This is a genomic window from Xanthomonas sp. NCPPB 2864 (assembly GCF_056675615.1).
This window is the reverse complement of record NZ_JBWWVS010000012.1, coordinates 35,951-51,607: the sequence shown is the minus strand read 5'-3', so window position 1 is coordinate 51,607 and position 15,657 is coordinate 35,951. Positions and strand designations below refer to the sequence as shown.

Genomic DNA, 15,657 nt, shown 5'->3' with positions numbered 1-15,657 from the left:
GACATGTGCCGGACACGCAGGATTACGTCGCCACCTTCCCGATCCAGCACATCGACCAAACCCTGACGCGCATCGACAGTACCCACCACACCAGCAACGGGCGACGGGACATCCAAAGCCCTTGAAGCAGGCCCGGGGGACTGCCTGGAGTCTTCAAGGAGGAAGTCCTTCTTTAGCAAAACCTGATCAGGACGAAGGCCATGCGTTTGTCCTGGCTCGGCTACCTCGATTTCTTGGAATTCGCCACCGATCAGCCCCAGCGTTCGACCTCTTTGTCCACCGACAGCGCTACCGTTTTGCAGATTGGCGCCGCGGTTACCGTAAGGATGATGGGTGACCAGATCGTCGAAGTTCTCCACAATCTCGTTGTGGTATTCCTTTTTCTGGTCCCATTCGAGCTGCATGAGTCGATAGGGGATTTGGGGCGTTGCTTCCTGTGCAGCCATGTACCAACTCCTTATCAGTCTCTCAGGTTGATCGCGCGCGTCATGCGCCAACAGCCTTTGCTACGTTTGAACAGGTACGAATCCACTTCATATTCCATGCCGAAAGAGACGGTGTACCCCCCACCCACGCCGGCCTCAATCTTAAAGGGGAATCCGGCGTCGCCTTCCGGCTGCGGATTTGCTTCGCCAGGATCGATGTGATCGAAGACTTTGGCATTCCTGAAATAGCGATATGAGAATAGCTCAAAGCGGGAGGAACCTTTTATTTTCGAGATGTGCGTAAGAGGGGACGAATCAGTCATGTCCTCCACCGTATACGTTGGCACCTCATATTCCAGCGGGTCATCCGTAAAGCGGAGACGCACACTGTCATCTGAAGAATCGGCATAGCGCTCAAGGAACGTTGCGAAATCTTTGGAGGGACAATCAACAGCGACAGATTGCTCGTTATGGCGAGTCTGCTCGCGCTGCGACGCAACCGCCTTGGCGGGCGAAGTGCATCCCGCCATACAAAGACAAAGCACCGCAGCAAAGGCGCTATATGGATTCAAGTGACAGGCGCGCATGCTCATCATTCTTCCTTTATTCATGGCCGTGGCATCTGAAAGACTCATCTCGGCAGCTGCTTCAAGACCACCTCAGCTTACCCATAGCTCAAGCCGTTTGGTGATCTTCCATCCTTTCTCGGTGCGCGCGAGCAGATAGAGCATGCCGGTGCCACACCGTCCATGACAACGCTGTTCGGCATATACGAGCGCATGGGATCCATCGACAGGGACTGGCACACTGAGTTGTAGATAGCCGGCCGTTCCTGGGTAGGCTTTATAGAACGCAGGCCAATTGATGTCCGTCAGCACTGCGTTGACATGATCGGTGGATGCCACGTGGACATAGATGCTTTCGGGCAGCCGTACCTGCACCGGAACCGAATTTGCCAGCAATAGGGCCCGTCGCGCCTGTGCTGATACGAACGCGTGTGCAGTCGTGGAGGAAAGTAAGTTTTGATCCAGATTCGAGGCGCACACTTGCCCCGCTGTATCGGCGGCGCAAGTTTGGGTAGATCGATCGAGCAGCACCACCGGTTTACGCTTTGCACGTGCGAGGGGCTCGTCAGACTCTGAGGCAGGAGAATAGACGGGATACCGCTGGTCAGCGACTGCTGCCCAGATCAGGATCACGTCCTGCTTCGATAGAGCTGCAGGCGGCGACGGTGGTGCTGGTTGTTCGGCAGATCGTGCAATGGAGGAAGTGATCGGCTTTGCCAACAGCACGATGGCGAGCAACGGCGCAAAAAGTAAACAAACACGCAGGATGCGAGGCCAGCTTATCCGCCTTGGCGACAGGCCGGCTGATGGCGATGAATGCGCAGCGTGAGTGTCGTTGAAGGAATACTCCTTTGACATTTTTGTACTGTTCCGACTCATGTGGCGGTAGTTGAGAGGTTCAACGGTTGTTCTTCGTCGGGGCTTGGTCGCAACAGGATGTCTTTGCAACGGCTTTGCGAACGTCACCGTGCTCGCGATGGCACCGCTAGCTTCCGCTCGCCCCTGAAGGGTTGGCAAGTCAGATCGGGTTTGACCCGTCATCAGACCGGGCGGAGCGTCGTTGCCAATGACGCATCCGAGACGGCGGCGGTTCTCCCCTTGGAGCATTCCTGGCTCTTGACCCGCCGTACATCCCCCACCCGCCATCCTCGCTCCAGACTCAACTGGAGAACACACGATGATGAAGTGGATGGGTACCGCGCTGGCCGCGGCACTGCTGGTGAGCGGTTGCGCCAAGGAGGAGGGCGAGAAGTTCGTCGGCCACTGGGTCAACGTGCAGACGCAGGAAGAGACGATGGACATCGAGCGCAATGGCGAGACCTTCATGGTCCGCAGCACCACGCCGAAGTTCTTCAGCCGCAAGCCCAAGACCGAGAGCTACCCGGCGGTCTACAAGGACGGCGCGCTGCAGGTCACCAACGATGGCGAGACGGTGAACTTCGCCATCGACGCGGCCAACGGCCACCTCAACACCGGTGGCGAGCAGTACCAGCGCGTGCCGGCCAAGTAAGGCCGCCGCTGTCGCCAGCGCCCGCGTGTGGACCTTGCCGGCCGCACGCGGGCGTTTGCGTTTGTGGCCTAGCCGGCCACGCCGAAGGGCTACTGGTGCACGCTGCCTCGCGCAGACGCCGGGCCGGACACGCCGCCCGTCGCCCGGCCTTGCGCTGCCGCTGCCATTCCACCCCGCGCAAGCCTTACAGTGCGCAGGCACGCCAGGGTCATGGCGCTGCCCGACCGATCAATCCAGCAACTACGAGGGTGTCATGAGCAAGGGGATGGACCAGAAGAAGAGCCAGAAGAAAGAGCCGACCAAGACGCTGAAGGAAAAGCGCGCGGCCAAGCAGGAAAAGAAGGGCAAGTAAGCCGCCCGGCCTGCCAGACGGCAGACGAGGTCAGGCGCAGGCCTGGCCTCGCGGTGTGACGCCGTGCCAGCCTCAATGACCCCCCAGGCGTAATGGGTGCTCAGGGTTCTCACGGATGAAGCGATCGACCTCCGACAGCTTGGCTGGGAGAGCAACGCACGGGTGGCTGCGGTAACTGAAGAACCGAAAGCCAGCGCGATACAAGCGCTCGACCTTGCGCCATTGCGCTTGGTTGCGGGCCGGGGGTGCCTTGAACGAACGCCCCATCACGCACAGCGCGTTACCGCAGCCGGGACAGGGGGCCACCTGCTCGCGCGGAGCGATCTTGAAACTTCTGCGGCAACCGAAGCAGGCGTGCGCTAGCCGATAGGCGGCGCCGGCGACGGGCGCCTTGACCACACGCGGCTGACGAGCACCGACGGCATAACGCAATGCGGTGCGATGGGCTTTGTCGGTGGAACTCATTGACGTGCCTCCGGGCCGACCACGGCTGGCTGACGCTGCACGACATACCAAGTACTGCCATCGCATGACGCGGTGCCGGCCCGATGCGTGGCGGGCAGGATCGCTGCGACCTCGGCAGGCAGAGCCAGTTGCCAATCCAGGTTGGGAAAGGCGGCCGGGAAGCTCGTGCCATTCGGATTGGCAGAGTGCGCGTAGATGCCCGTATCCATCGTGTCCTCACTGAGGTCTGCCCACAGTTGCACCGCTGCCCCACGTTGCGCCAGACGTGCTTCCAGGTAGCACAACACGCGCACTGCAACCGCGTTGACCATCTGCCGATGCTCAACACAGGAGTGGCCGCGGCCATTCCAGTCCACATGCGTATGCCACAGGTCGAACCAGCTTTCCGGGTCCAACCGGTCAACCGCTGCACGCGCCTTGGCTTCTGCCCGCACCCAATAGCGCTCCATGCGTTTGCGGCGACGTCGGTCCATCGGTGCGGTCCTGTTTCGGGAGTTGACTCATGCTTCCAACGGCCAGGCGTTGTCGCAAGCAACGCTGCATGCTGCCATGCCGAGCAGCGGCCCAGCCAGATCAGATGACGGTCTTGAATTGCCTGCTCAATGCGGCGTGCTGGAAGAAGCCCGGATCAAGCCGCGGGCCGCTTGATCCGCGATGGCAGATCGCCCAGCGCGCGGTGCGCCTGTTCCAGCTCGTAATCGGCTTGCAGGCTCAGCCAGAAGCGCTCGGTCGTGCCCAGCGCTGCAGCCAGGCGCACGGCGGTGTCGGCGGTGATACCGCGCTTGCCCAGCACGATCTCGTTGATGCGACGCGGCGGTACATCGGTAGCCCGCGCCAGTGCGTTCTGGCTGATGCCCATCGGCTCGAGGAACTCCTCAAGCAGGATTTCGCCAGGGTGGATGTTGGGTAGGACTGTCATGAACAGATGCCTCGTGCTCAGTGGTAATCGACAATGCCGGGACTGGGTTTATGCATCTCCGGCCTTCTTGCCAGCTGCGCCACTGCCCCGCGCACGTGCCATCTTCTTCAACTCTCGCGTAGCGGCGTCGAAATCGCGCTCGACCGCTGAGGGCTCGGCCAGCTTCTGCTGCTTGTGGCGTGCGAATTCCGCCTTACCAAATTCCAGCGCCTGCTCACGGCTGACCCGGCCCGCGTGGGTGAGCACTTCTCGGTCGCTTAGCCGCAAAAAGTCGTCAAGCTTGGCGATCCAGTCGGCCATGGTCATGGGCTTGCGGTTCAGCGCCTGAAGCTCCGCAAATTCCAGATAGGCAGTGACGATGCGATTCAGTGCGTCCAGCTCGTCAGGATTTAGATAGCTTTTGGCGACCGTGGCGTCGGACGCACGCGGCGTAGCGCTAACCCAGTTGGTCATCCCGCTACGCGGCTTGCCTGCGTCGGCGCGCTCCATGATCAGCTCGGCGGCAGTGTGTCCGTGCGCAGCCCAATGCATCTTGTTCTGCACGGTAGCGAAAAAGCGCTGGCTGGCCTCGGCCGAGGCATCGTAGTCGACGCTGGTGGCGTAGATCTCCAGCACCTTGCGCCAGAACATCTTCTCCGAGGAGCGGATGTCGCGAATCTTGCCGAGCAGGTCTTCAAAGTAGCCGTCATCAGGGCCACGCTTGAGGCGTTCGTCATCGATGGCGAAGCCTTTGACCAGATACTCGGTAAGCCGGGCGGTGGCCCATTGTCGGAACTGCGTACCGCGCGGGGAGCGAACGCGGTAGCCGACGGCCAGGATGGCGTCCAGACTGTAGTGTCTAAGCTGCCGGCGAACCTGCCGTTCTCCCTCCTGGCGAACTTGTAAGTAATCCTTACAGGTTGCTGCTTCCTCTAGCTCAGACTCCTCAAAGATCGCTTTAAGGTGCTGAGTGATGTTTTGTGGACTCGTCTGGTAAAGCTCTGCAATCTGCGCCTGGGTCAACCAAACCGAATCGCCTTCCAGACGCACTTGGACGCGCGTTTGCGCATCGTCGGTGCGATACAGGATCAGCTGGGAAGCAGGGGCATCCTTGTCATCAGTGTTCATGCGATTTCCAAGCGCGTGATGTCATCAGAATAACGAGCCTTGCAACGGTGCAACCGGTGCCTCTAGCAAGTCCTGTGCGATTTCAGCAGCGGGCCGTATTTGTTCCCCACCCAACCGCCACGCCAGGCCCGAGATGCGCGCGGCGTGCCGGGCCAGCGCGCTGCGGATGACCGCTTCGCTGCCGGCCAGGTGCAGGGCGCGGCGGGCGCGGGTGATGCCGGTGTAGAGCAGTTCGCGGCTGAGCACGCGGGCGTCGCGGGTGGGCAATTGCAGCCAGACGGTGTCGAATTCGCTGCCCTGGGCCTTATGCACGGTCATGGCGAAGGCGCTTTCGTGCGCGGGTAGCGCGGCGGGGTGGAAGCCGCGCACCTGGCCGTCGCCGTCGCCTTCGAACCAGGCGACCAACGGGCCTTGGGCACGGCTGGCGGTGCCAACGGACTGGCCTGGCCCTGAAGAGGCGCCTTCGTCGCTGCGCCCCGAAGAGGGACTCGCGTCGCTTCGCAGGCAGATGCCGACGTCGCCGTTGAACAGGCCGTGGCGGTAGCTGTTTTCGGTGATCAGCAGCAGGCGGCCCTGGAACCAGGGAGAGGCGGCGCCGAGGCGGCGCGCGCCGGAGCCGGTTTCGGCCAGCAGTTGTTCGATGCGGGCATTGAGGCCGCGTGCGCCCTGCGGGCCGGCGCGCACGGCGGTGAGCAGGCGCAGGCGCGCGGCATCGCGCAGGGCGGCGGCCGGGTCTTGCGCGTCGGCCAGCGCGCGCCAGTGCGCGAGCAGTGCGTCGCGGCCCAGGGTGAGCGGGTCTTCGCCATCTTCGTGGAAGTGCACGCCGGCCAGCTCGCCGCTGCGCAGCAGGGCCAGGGCGGTGTCGGCGTCGCCGGCGCGCACGGCGTCGGCCAATGGGGCGAGCGCGAAGTCGTGCGCCTGCCGGTAGCCGCGCAGCAGGTGCACGCGGTGGCCGGCCAGGCCGCCGCCGTGGGTGGCGCTGGGCGCGTTGCCGAGCAGCGCTTGCAGTGCCTGTGCGTCCTGCGGCTGCAGGGCATCGCCGGGGCCGGCGGCCTGCAGGATGGCGGCGAGCACGTCGCCGGCTTCCACCGAGGGCAGCTGGTCGGCGTCGCCGAGCAGGATCAGCTGGGTGCCATCGGCCACGGCTTCGACCAGCTTGCACATCAGCGGCAGGTCGACCATGGAGGCTTCGTCGACGACGATCAGGTCCAACGGCAGCGGGTTGTCGGCGTGATGGCGGAAGTGCGGGGAATCCGGGATGACGCCGAGCAGGCGATGCAGAGTGCTGGCGCCATTGGGCAGCGCATCGGCCAGGGCCGGGTCGATGCCGCCAGCGATGGCGCGCGTGACCGCAAGGCGCAGGCTTTCGGCCATGCGCTCGGCGGCACGACCGGTGGGCGCGGCCAGGGCGATGCGCGGGGCCGGGGTGTTAGAGGCGTGTGCCTGGGCGATGCGCAGCAGCAACAGGCGGGCGATGGTGGTGGTCTTGCCGGTGCCGGGGCCGCCGGTGACCAGCAGCAGGGTGCGGCGCAGCGCCAGGGCGGCGGCCTGGGCCTGGCGGTCTGGGTGGTGGGATGGGGCCGGTGGGGCCGCACCTTCCTGGTCGACGGATGGCTCGGGCAGGCCCGTGCCCTCACCCGCCCTTCGGGCACCCTCTCCCATGTGGAGAGAGGAAGCCTGGGGGAATAGCTGCGCGAACAGCGGGGCCAGCGTGGCGGCGTCGAAGGGGGGCGGCGACTGGGCGGCGATGCGTTGCAGGCCCAGCGCCAGGCGGCGCTCGTACTCGCGGTAGCGGCGCAGGTAGAGCAGGCCGCGTTCCAGCACCAGCGGGCAGTCGGCGGCGGCGGGGTCTTGCGGATTCGGTTGGTCGACCCAGCGCGAGGCGGCCAGGGTGCGTTGCCAATCGCCTGGGTCCGGGAGTGCGGGCGCTGGGCCCTCGCGCGTGTCCAGCAGCATGCCGGCGCGGCTGGGGTCCAGCCCTGCGTGGCCGCTGGTGACGGCAAGCGAGGCGAGTGCGGCGCCGGCCAACACCTGGGAGTCGGTGTCCGGGGCTAGGCGTTGCAGGCTCTGGGCGAAGGCCAGATCCAGCGGGCGCAGGGCGTCGGCCTTGATCAGGGCGTTGAAGAGGGTTGGGTGGTTCATGCGGTGGACGCCTCCCGGGCACATGCGCCCTCACCCCAACCTCCGCTGCGCGCCCCGGCCCGCGCGGCGTGGCGCAGACACTGCCAGGCACGCGCGCAAGTGCGCGCAAGCGGTGTCTGCCCGCCCCGAGGGGAGTGGGGCGTGCGCACAGCGCTGATCGGGCGTGCGGTCTGGAGGGTCATGGCTTGGATGCTTCGGCGGCGGACGTACCCTCACCCCAACCCCCGCTCCGCGCCCCAGCCCGCGCCAGCGGCGCGGGCGCTCCAAGGCACGCGCGCCAGTGGCGCGCAGCCAGTGCCTTATCGCCCCGGGGAGAGCGGGGCTTTGGTGCGTCAGCGGTAAGGGGCTGTGCGCTAGCGGGCATCGGGCGTGCCTGGGTTGCTGGATGTCGGCTCCGGGGCGCTGCCGGCGAACAAGGCGTCCAGGGCTTGGACCAGCGCCGGGTCGAAGCGCCAGGCGTGGATGCCGGGTGCGGGCGTGACGCGGTTAACGGCGTCGAAACCCGAATCGGAGATGGAGCTGGCGCCATTGACGGGGTCGGAATCGGAGGCGGCTCTGGCGCCGTTGACGGAGTCGTAGTTGGAGTCGTAACCGGAGTCAGAACCGGAACCGGAGATAGAGCTGGAGTCGGCTGCGGGGTTGCGGGTGGCGTCCAGGCCGCGGCAGAACAGGTAGCGCACGCCGCCGAAGTCGCGCGCGTAGTCGTAGCCATCGCCCAGGCGGAAACGCAGCCAGCGGTGCAAGGCGACGGTGTAGATCAGCGCCTGCAATTCGTACTCGCTGTGCGCCATGGCGCGGGCCAGGGCGTCGGCGTCGTAGCTGGGCAGGCGGTTGGACTTGTAGTCGAGCACGTACCAGCGCCCGTCCACGGTGTAGGTGAGGTCGATCAGGCCGGTCATCAGGCCTTCCAGCCGCTGGCGTGCGCCGAAGGCCTGGCGGTCGCTCACCACGCCAAACCGGTGCAGCAACGCTAGCAGCGCATCGACGCGGGTGGGCCGCATGGCGAAGTGGAATTCCATCTCGTTGCGGCGCTGCGGCGCGGGCACGGCGGCCAGGGTGGTGCCTTCGGGCAGGGCCACGGTGAGGGTGTGGCCGATCAGCGCGGTGAGCATGGCCAGGCCGTCGTCCCATTCCTTCTCGACGTAGCCGCCGCGCTGCAGCGCCTCGAGGATGGCGGCGGCCTGGCCTTCGGGTGCGGGCAGACCGGGGCGCCAGGCCTGCCAGGCGGCGAAGTCGCAGCGCTCGAACACGTCATGCATCACCACGCCGAAGCGGTTGCCGGCAAAGCGCGGGTCGAAGGCGTCGACCTCGGCGGCCACCGCAACGGCCTCGCTGCCGGACGGCTCGTCGCTGCCGCCACTGCCGACCACCGTGGCGCTGGCCATCGGGTCGGTGGCGGCGCCGGCATCGGCATTGGCCAGCTGGGTGAAGCTGTAGACCCACCAGTCCGGGGCGATATGCCGCTGCGGCGCGCGCGCAGGCGGCACCTGCGCCTCGACCGGCGGCGGCAGGCGCGGCAGGTTGGTGGGCGGCGTGGACATATCGACCACCACTGCGCCCTCGCCGGCCGTGCCCTGCAGTGCGTCCAGCGCGCGCAGCATGCCGGACAGTGCGGTGCGCTCGTGCTGGTGGAACGGGCCGCTGGCGATCCACAGCGCGTGCTCGGCACGGGTCAGGCCGACGTAGAGCAGGCGTGCGTCTTCGGCGCGTTGTTCCTGCTTCCAGGCCGCTTCGGCGGCGCTCCAGGTCGGGTCGTCTTTATCAGTCTTCCAGTGCAGCTGGCGGCCGAGCTCGGGCGCATGCACCACGCAATGGCGGCCGGCGCCCTTGTCGCTGCGGCCGATGCCGATGTACGGCAGGAACACCAGCGGATATTCCAGGCCCTTGCTCTTGTGCAGGGTGACGATCTGCACGCGGCGCGCGTCCGACTCCAGCCGCAGCTGCTGGGCTTCGTCGTTGTCGTCGGCATTGGCGATGCGGCGCGACAGCCAATCGACCAGGCCGTGCGGGCCGAGTGCGCGGGCGTCGGCCTCCTGCAACAGTTCGGCCAGCTGCAGGTAGTTGGTGAGGCGGCGCTCGCCATCGACCAGGGCGAGCAGGCGTTGCCCGTGCGCGGCGCCCAGGTCGCCGATCAGGGCAAGCGGGCCGCCGCGTTGCCAGCGCTCGCGCCAGTCCAGCGCCTGCTGCTGCCAGCGGCGGTGACGCTCGCCGTCGTGTGCGAGCGCGGCGATGGCGGCGGCGTCCGCGCCGATCAGCACGGTGGCCAGCGCGGCGCGCAGGCGGCTGTCGTCGCCCGGGTCGAGCAAGGCCTGCAACAGGGCCAGCAGCTCCAGCGCTTCGTCGGTGGCGAACAGGCTCTGCTTGCCGGCCGCCACGGCGGGGATGCCCACCGCGCCCAGCGCCTGCTGCATGCGCGTGGCCTCGCCGTGGCTGCGCACCAGCACGGCGATATCGCCGGCCTGCACCAGGCGGCCATTGACGGTGGCGGTGCCATCGCGGCCGCCGGCCAGCCAGCCGCGAATCGCCGCCACGCAGGCGGCGGTGGCCAGCTCGCGGGCGCGGTTGGCGCTCCAGGGTTTGGGCTTTCCTGCTTGCTTGGTTTTTGCCGCTGCCGCGGCAGGTGGCGGCGGCGGGTCCGGGGCGCGCCACAGCGTCAGCGCCGGGGCGGGGCCGCCATCGCGTTGCAGGTCGGCATCCACCCGCTTGGTGCCGGGCCGCACCGGGTGGAAGGCGATGCCATCGGTGAGGAAGGCGTCGGTGTAGCCGGCCTGCGCGTACAGCGCGTCGATGGCCGCCAGCACGCCGGGGCGCGAGCGGAAGTTGTGGCTCAGCGGCGGGGCGAGTTCAGCAGTGACGGCGGCGGCCAGATAGGTGCGCACGTCGCCGCCACGGAAGCCGTAGATGGCCTGCTTGGGGTCGCCGATCAGAAACAGCGCCGGCTCCAGGCCGGTGGCGCGTGCGAGCGCGCCTTCGCCGAACACGTTGGAGAAGATCGCCCACTGGCGGTCGTCGGTGTCCTGGAATTCGTCCACCAGCGCGATGGCGTATTGCGCGCGCAGCCGCGTGACCAGCGCCTGCGCCTGCGCGCCTTCCAGCGCGTGCGCGACGCCATCGACCAGGTCGTCGTAGGTCTGCACGCGGCGCTGGCGCTTGAGCAATGCCAGCCGCGCAATGGCGTCCTCGCGCAGGGCGTGCAGCAGGCAGATGCGGCGACGGCTGCGCCATGCTTCGACACCGGCCAGCGCGGTGAGATAGCCGTCGATCTCGTGGCTCAGCGGCGAGGCCGGGGTGCGATCGACGAACTTCTTGTTGGTGCCGGCGGCCAGTTCCGCGGCGGTGAGTTTGATCAGCTTGGCGTGCGGCGTTGCGTGCATCGATGGTGCGGCGGCGAAGCTGTCGAACCAGTGCCACAACGCTGTTAGCCACTCGGGCTTGTAGCTGACCTTGCTCAGGATGCCGCCGTCGATGGCGGCCATGATGGTGTCGAAAAACGCGCTGCCGTGCGCCTGGAATGCCGCGGCCAGTGCAGTACTGGCGTCCTGCACCGCTTGCAGCAGCGCAGCGGAATCGTCGTTTGTCGTGGCGGCGGCCGGCAGCAGCGTTGGATGGCGCACCAAGGCGCGCAGATCGCTGGCCAATGCATCGGGGCCGCCCGACCACAGCGCGATCAGGTCTTCGGCCATTGCCGCATCGGCGGCGCGCTGGCGCCATAGATCGGCGGCGACTTCGCCGAGCAGTTCGCGGTCGTTTGCGAGCAGTTCCGGTGCGGCGAAAGCCTGGCCGCTTTCCAGCGCATGCTCGCGCAGCACGCGCGCGCAGAAGCCGTGGATGGTGAACACGGCGGCCAGGTCGATTTCTTCCACCGCCTGTTGCAGGCGGCGGCGCAGGGCGGCGGGTGTTTCGGTGCCGGTGGCCAGGTGGGTGGCGAGGATGGCGCGCGTAAGCAGCACATCGGGCGCGTCCTGTAGGAGCGGACCTGGACGCGACGGGTCGTCGGCGAGGTCGGTCGCGGCCTGGGCCGCTTCTACGGGGGCGGTGGGTGTTTCGGTGCCAGGGGCCAGGTGCGTGGCGACAAAGGCGTCGGGCGCGTCCTGTAGGAGCGGCCCTGGCCGCGACGGGTCGTCGGCGAGGTCAGTCGCGGCCGGGGCCGCTCCTACGGGGGCGGTGGGTGTTTCGGTGCCAGGGGCCAGGTGCGTGGCGACAAAGGCGTCGGGCGCGTCCTGTAGGAGCGGACCTGGCCGCGACGGGTCGTCGGTGAGGTCGGTCGCGGCCGGGGCCGCTCCTACGGGGGCGGTGGGTGTTTCGGTGTCAGTGGCCAGGTGCGTGGCGACAAAGGCGTCGGGCGCTTCGTGTAGGAGCGGACCTGGCCGCGACGGGTCGTCGGCGAAGTCAGTCGCGGCCGGGGCCGCTCCTACGGGGGCGTCGGGGACTAGCGTCGCGGCCAGCACCAGGCGCTCGCGGATGCGGCGGCGCAGTTCCTGGGTGGCGGCCTCGGTGAAGGTGACGGCGAGGATCTGGCCGATGCGCAGGCCACGCTCGACCACCAGCCGGGTGAACAGCGTGGCCAGGGTGAAGGTCTTGCCGGTGCCGGCGCTGGCCTCGATCAGGCGTACGCCATGCAGCGGCAGCTGCAGATACGGGTCGGTGACCGGGCTGGCGCTCATTCGGCCTCTTCCTGCGCGCCATGCCAGTGGCGCCAGCTCTCGATCAGACGCTCCGGATCCAGCGTGGCATCGGCGTTGCCGCGCCCGAGCAGGTCGTACACGCGATGGCTGGTGATGGCGAAATCGGCAAAGCGCTGCGCGTCGGCGAACGGGTCGCGGCCGCGGTTGACCAGGCGCAGTTCCGGGCTGTGCGATTCGCTCCAGCCGAAGCTGGACTGCCACTGCCCGGCGGCGTCCTTGATGGCCTTGTCCAGGTCGTCGCTGCGCGCGGCCTGGTGGTATTTCCAGCTGCTGTAGGGCGCGAACGCCAGCGGCGTCTGCAAGCCCTGCCGGTATACCTGCAGCAGCGCAGCCAACGCGCCCTGCGCCTGGGTCTGCGACAGCGGTTCGGCATCGATGGGATGCGGGCCTAAACCGTCTTCGTCTTCGAAGAAGCGCACATACGGCGCGTGCTCGCCGGCGGCGCGCAGCAGGAGCCATTCCAGGCCGTGGCGGATCGCGCTGCGGCCGCTGAGCGCGCCGACCTGCACCCGCCCCACCCCGCTCGCATACCAGCCGGGCACACGGCCGTGCACCTCGGTCTGGCCGATCTGCACCTGCAACCGGCGCGACTGCGCCGGCGCCTCGCCGCGCCAGTGCCGGAATGCCTCGGCATACGGGCGCAGTTGCGCCACCCGCTCATCGAGCTGGCGTCGCCCCAGCGGCCCGGACGGCAGCAACGCGCGCGCGCGCAGACGCTCGTAGAGCCGCTCGGTGTCGCCGGCCAGCGCGGCGTCGAACACATGCTGCTGCAGGCCGTATTGCTCCAGCCCGCGCGTGGGCGCGAGCAGCGGCTCCAGATCGCTGTCTTCGCCGGCCGGATCCGGCAGGCGCATTCCCAGGCGGTGGCGCAGGAACTGCCCGGCCGGGTCGGCGAACAGGCGGCGCAGTTCGTCGATCGACACATTCGTCGGCACTGCGATGTCATCGGCCGGCAACGCACCGGCCACCCAGGGCGCCAGCGGCTGGCGCTGGCCGGTAAGGCTGTCCACCGCGGGGCGCCACTGCCGGCGATAGCTGAAACGGCGCGGGTCGGCGCCGTGATCGCCCGGCGCACCGAAGGCGGCGGCGGCAAATGGCTGCAACGGGTGGTGCACCACCAGCGTGTCGATTGCCGCCGGGTCGGCGTGGTACTGCGCGGCGCTGCCCAGCAGCTCGCTGACCAGCACCGACGGTTCGCGCGCGCTGCCGTCGCGCGCATCGGCACCGAGATAGCTCAGGTAGAACACTTCCTGCGCGGAGGCGAACAACTGCAGGAACAGGAACCTGTCGTCCTCGCGGGTTGAACGGTCGCCGTGCCGGCGACGCTCGGTGCCCAGTTCTGCAGTGAGACGATTGAGCCCGGCGGCCGGGTCGCGGCGCGGGAAGTCGCCATCGTTCATGCCGAGCAGGCAGATCGCGCGGAATGGCAGCAAGCGCATCGGCACCATGCGGCCGAAACTGATGCCGCCGGTGAGCAGCGGCGCACGCGTGTCCGACTCGCCCAGCACCGCAGCAAAATGCGCGCGCACCACCTCGGCCGGCACGCTGCCTGCGTACTCGGCGCGCACTGCATCGCGGGCGAACTGGTCGATCAAGCTACGCAAGCGGTCCAGCGCGCGCTGCGCACGCGGTGCCGAAGGTGCTTTTGGCATCAGCGCCTCCAGCAGGCCGAGCAGCCGCTCGCGCCACTCGACCGGCGTCATCGCCTCGGCCAACACGGACTGGTGGCGTTCGAGCACACGCAGCAGCTTCAACAAGATATCCAGTGCGGCCAGCGCGCTGCCTTCCAGCTGCGGCCAGGGCGCCACACCCTCGATATCGTCGTCGGCGCCGCTGGCATGGCCGAGCAGCAGCCGGTCCAGCGCGAAGCGCCAGGTGTAGGCGTCGTCGCCCGGTGCCTGATGCTGGCGCCGGTGCGCCGCATCCAGCCCCCAGCGCGCGCCGGCCGCATGCAGCCAGCTGCGCAGACGTTCCAGCCCGGCTTCGTCCAGGCCGGCGGCCTCGGCGATCGGCGCACTGGCGAGCAGGTCGAGGATCTCGTGCAGGCCGAAGCGTGCGATCGGCAGGCCGAGCAAGCTCAGGAACACTTCGGCTAGCGGCTCGCTGGCCAACGGGCTGGCATCGGCCAGTGCATACGGCAGCGCGTCGTCGTTGCCGTGGCTGCCGAATACCGCGTCCAGATACGGCACGTACGGGTCGATATTTGGCGACAGCACCGCGATCTCGCGCGGCTGCAGCGGCGGGTCGAAGCGCGCATCGTCGAGCAAGGCGCGCAGCTGGTCGTGCAGCACCTGCAGCTCGCGCAGCCGTGTGTGGCAGGCGTGCACCTGCAGGCTGGGGTCGTGCAGATTCACCGCCGGCAACGCGGCAGGCACGCTGGGCGCGCGGCGATGGAACAGGTCGCTCTGCATGCGCCGCAGCAGGCTGTCGCCCAGGCCGCCGTCGGCCAGTGCGCGGCGGCCGGACTCCAGCGGGTCGGCGTAGGCGGCGATCTCGGCCAGCGGGTGCACCACCTCGTAGTCGCCGACCAATGCCATGAAGTCGCGCCCGGCCGCGCCCCAGGCCTGCAGTAGCGGGTTTTCCTGCACCTGCTCGGCAAACAGCTGCACCGCACCGTCTTCGCGACGGCGCTGCCACAGGGTCTGCAGATCGCCCCAGTAACCTTGCGTGGGCGTTGGCAGGTAGAAATGCAGCGTGCCCACGCGCGCCTGCGTGGCCAGCACGCGCAGCACGTCGGGCGAAATATTCAAGATGGCGAAGGCGAACAGGCGCCCGGGCAAGCCCTGCGGCAGCGGGCCGTCCGGGCGCGCGTAGCGATCCAGATACTGGCCGATGCGGCGCGCGCGGTATTGCCGGCCGGTGGCGATGCTGCGCCACAGCCGCGCCTGCGGATCATCGGGGTCGGCGCCGCCTTCCCAGCGCAGCAACCAGTCGCGTCGCCAGGCCTGGTACTTCTCGAACACATTGCCCAGCTCGCCGGCCAGCGCCCAGGGTTTGAGCGCGTCGCCATCGGACAGATAACCGGCCAGGGGCGCCAACGCCGCGTCGCTGCCCAGATCGGCCTGCAAGGCGGTATAGAGGCGCCACTGCGTGGTCGCCATGTCCAGATCGTCGTCGGCCGGGCCGAGATTGCATTCCAGCGCGCGCGCGACGAATTCGCCGGGGGTGAGGAATTCCAGATTGGCCGCCACGCCGTGCTCGGCCGCCAGCGTGGACTGCAGCCAGCGCCGCATCGCCACCTGCGGGATCAGCACCACCTCCGGCTGCAGCAACGGCTGCTCCGGCACCGGCCGGCGCAGCTCCTGTGCGAGCAAGGCAGCCAGCGTATCCAGCGCATTTGAGGGATAGAGGCGGAAATCGGGCGCGGAAGTGGCGTGCATGCGTATGCGCATTGTGCCGGATGCGGCCGTGCTGCGCTGTTGGCCCAGGGCGGCGCGCAGCGAGTGGCGCCGCTGTTCGGGCCGTACTGGAGTGGGCAGGCGCGCG

General features: G+C 67.8%; 10 protein-coding genes. 1 reads left to right on the top strand and 9 read right to left on the bottom strand.

Annotation, left to right across the window (positions count from 1 at the left end; genetic code table 11):
- Positions 1-460: 460 nt before the first annotated feature.
- Positions 461-1,060, bottom strand: coding sequence for a hypothetical protein (locus AC1KVE_RS19010; RefSeq protein WP_456362976.1), 600 nt, complete (start codon positions 1,058-1,060; stop codon positions 461-463).
- A gap of 24 nt (positions 1,061-1,084) precedes the next feature.
- Positions 1,085-1,849: a hypothetical protein gene (locus AC1KVE_RS19005; protein WP_184457539.1), complete on the bottom strand. Its 765-nt coding sequence runs from the start codon at positions 1,847-1,849 to the stop codon at positions 1,085-1,087.
- Between the two features lie 319 nt (positions 1,850-2,168).
- Between AC1KVE_RS19005 and AC1KVE_RS19000 the strand changes: the two genes are divergently transcribed.
- The gene (locus tag AC1KVE_RS19000; protein ID WP_039513672.1) at positions 2,169-2,501 is read left to right on the top strand and encodes a lipoprotein; all 333 of its coding nucleotides are present in this window, start codon (positions 2,169-2,171) and stop codon (positions 2,499-2,501) included.
- Positions 2,502-2,925: 424 nt separating this feature from the next.
- On the opposite strand, the gene AC1KVE_RS18995 is transcribed toward AC1KVE_RS19000, so the two are convergent.
- The 7 genes from AC1KVE_RS18995 to recC form a co-directional block, all read right to left on the bottom strand.
- Positions 2,926-3,318: a hypothetical protein gene (locus AC1KVE_RS18995; protein ID WP_481092477.1), complete on the bottom strand. Its 393-nt coding sequence runs from the start codon at positions 3,316-3,318 to the stop codon at positions 2,926-2,928.
- Entirely contained in the window at positions 3,315-3,791 is a 477-nt protein-coding gene (locus AC1KVE_RS18990) for a hypothetical protein (RefSeq protein ID WP_456362977.1), read from the bottom strand. The genes AC1KVE_RS18995 and AC1KVE_RS18990 overlap by 4 nt, the downstream gene beginning before the upstream one ends.
- A gap of 155 nt (positions 3,792-3,946) precedes the next feature.
- Positions 3,947-4,237, bottom strand: a complete 291-nt coding sequence (locus AC1KVE_RS18985) for a HigA family addiction module antitoxin (RefSeq protein WP_481092478.1) — start codon at positions 4,235-4,237, stop codon at positions 3,947-3,949.
- A gap of 48 nt (positions 4,238-4,285) precedes the next feature.
- Positions 4,286-5,344: a virulence RhuM family protein gene (locus AC1KVE_RS18980; protein ID WP_481092479.1), complete on the bottom strand. Its 1,059-nt coding sequence runs from the start codon at positions 5,342-5,344 to the stop codon at positions 4,286-4,288.
- Positions 5,345-5,368: 24 nt separating this feature from the next.
- A complete protein-coding gene (recD, locus tag AC1KVE_RS18975) occupies positions 5,369-7,486 on the bottom strand; it encodes an exodeoxyribonuclease V subunit alpha (RefSeq protein ID WP_481092480.1) in 2,118 nt (705 codons plus the stop codon).
- Between the two features lie 353 nt (positions 7,487-7,839).
- Entirely contained in the window at positions 7,840-12,150 is a 4,311-nt protein-coding gene (locus tag AC1KVE_RS18970) for a UvrD-helicase domain-containing protein (protein ID WP_481092481.1), read from the bottom strand.
- The gene (gene recC / locus AC1KVE_RS18965) at positions 12,147-15,551 is read right to left on the bottom strand and encodes an exodeoxyribonuclease V subunit gamma (protein ID WP_481092482.1); all 3,405 of its coding nucleotides are present in this window, start codon (positions 15,549-15,551) and stop codon (positions 12,147-12,149) included. Before recC ends, AC1KVE_RS18970 begins: the two co-directional genes overlap by 4 nt.
- Positions 15,552-15,657: the final 106 nt, after the last annotated feature.

What these genes read in the sequence shown, in the direction of transcription:
- AC1KVE_RS19010 (WP_456362976.1), bottom strand. Translation starts at nt 1,060, where the DNA reads ATGAGTCTTTCAGATGCCACGGCCATGAATAAAGGAAGAATGATGAGC.
- AC1KVE_RS19005 (WP_184457539.1), bottom strand. Translation starts at nt 1,849, where the DNA reads ATGTCAAAGGAGTATTCCTTCAACGACACTCACGCTGCGCATTCATCG.
- AC1KVE_RS19000 (WP_039513672.1), top strand. Translation starts at nt 2,169, where the DNA reads ATGATGAAGTGGATGGGTACCGCGCTGGCCGCGGCACTGCTGGTGAGC.
- AC1KVE_RS18995 (WP_481092477.1), bottom strand. Translation starts at nt 3,318, where the DNA reads ATGAGTTCCACCGACAAAGCCCATCGCACCGCATTGCGTTATGCCGTC.
- AC1KVE_RS18990 (WP_456362977.1), bottom strand. Translation starts at nt 3,791, where the DNA reads ATGGACCGACGTCGCCGCAAACGCATGGAGCGCTATTGGGTGCGGGCA.
- AC1KVE_RS18985 (WP_481092478.1), bottom strand. Translation starts at nt 4,237, where the DNA reads ATGACAGTCCTACCCAACATCCACCCTGGCGAAATCCTGCTTGAGGAG.
- AC1KVE_RS18980 (WP_481092479.1), bottom strand. Translation starts at nt 5,344, where the DNA reads ATGAACACTGATGACAAGGATGCCCCTGCTTCCCAGCTGATCCTGTAT.
- recD (WP_481092480.1), bottom strand. Translation starts at nt 7,486, where the DNA reads ATGAACCACCCAACCCTCTTCAACGCCCTGATCAAGGCCGACGCCCTG.
- AC1KVE_RS18970 (WP_481092481.1), bottom strand. Translation starts at nt 12,150, where the DNA reads ATGAGCGCCAGCCCGGTCACCGACCCGTATCTGCAGCTGCCGCTGCAT.
- recC (WP_481092482.1), bottom strand. Translation starts at nt 15,551, where the DNA reads ATGCACGCCACTTCCGCGCCCGATTTCCGCCTCTATCCCTCAAATGCG.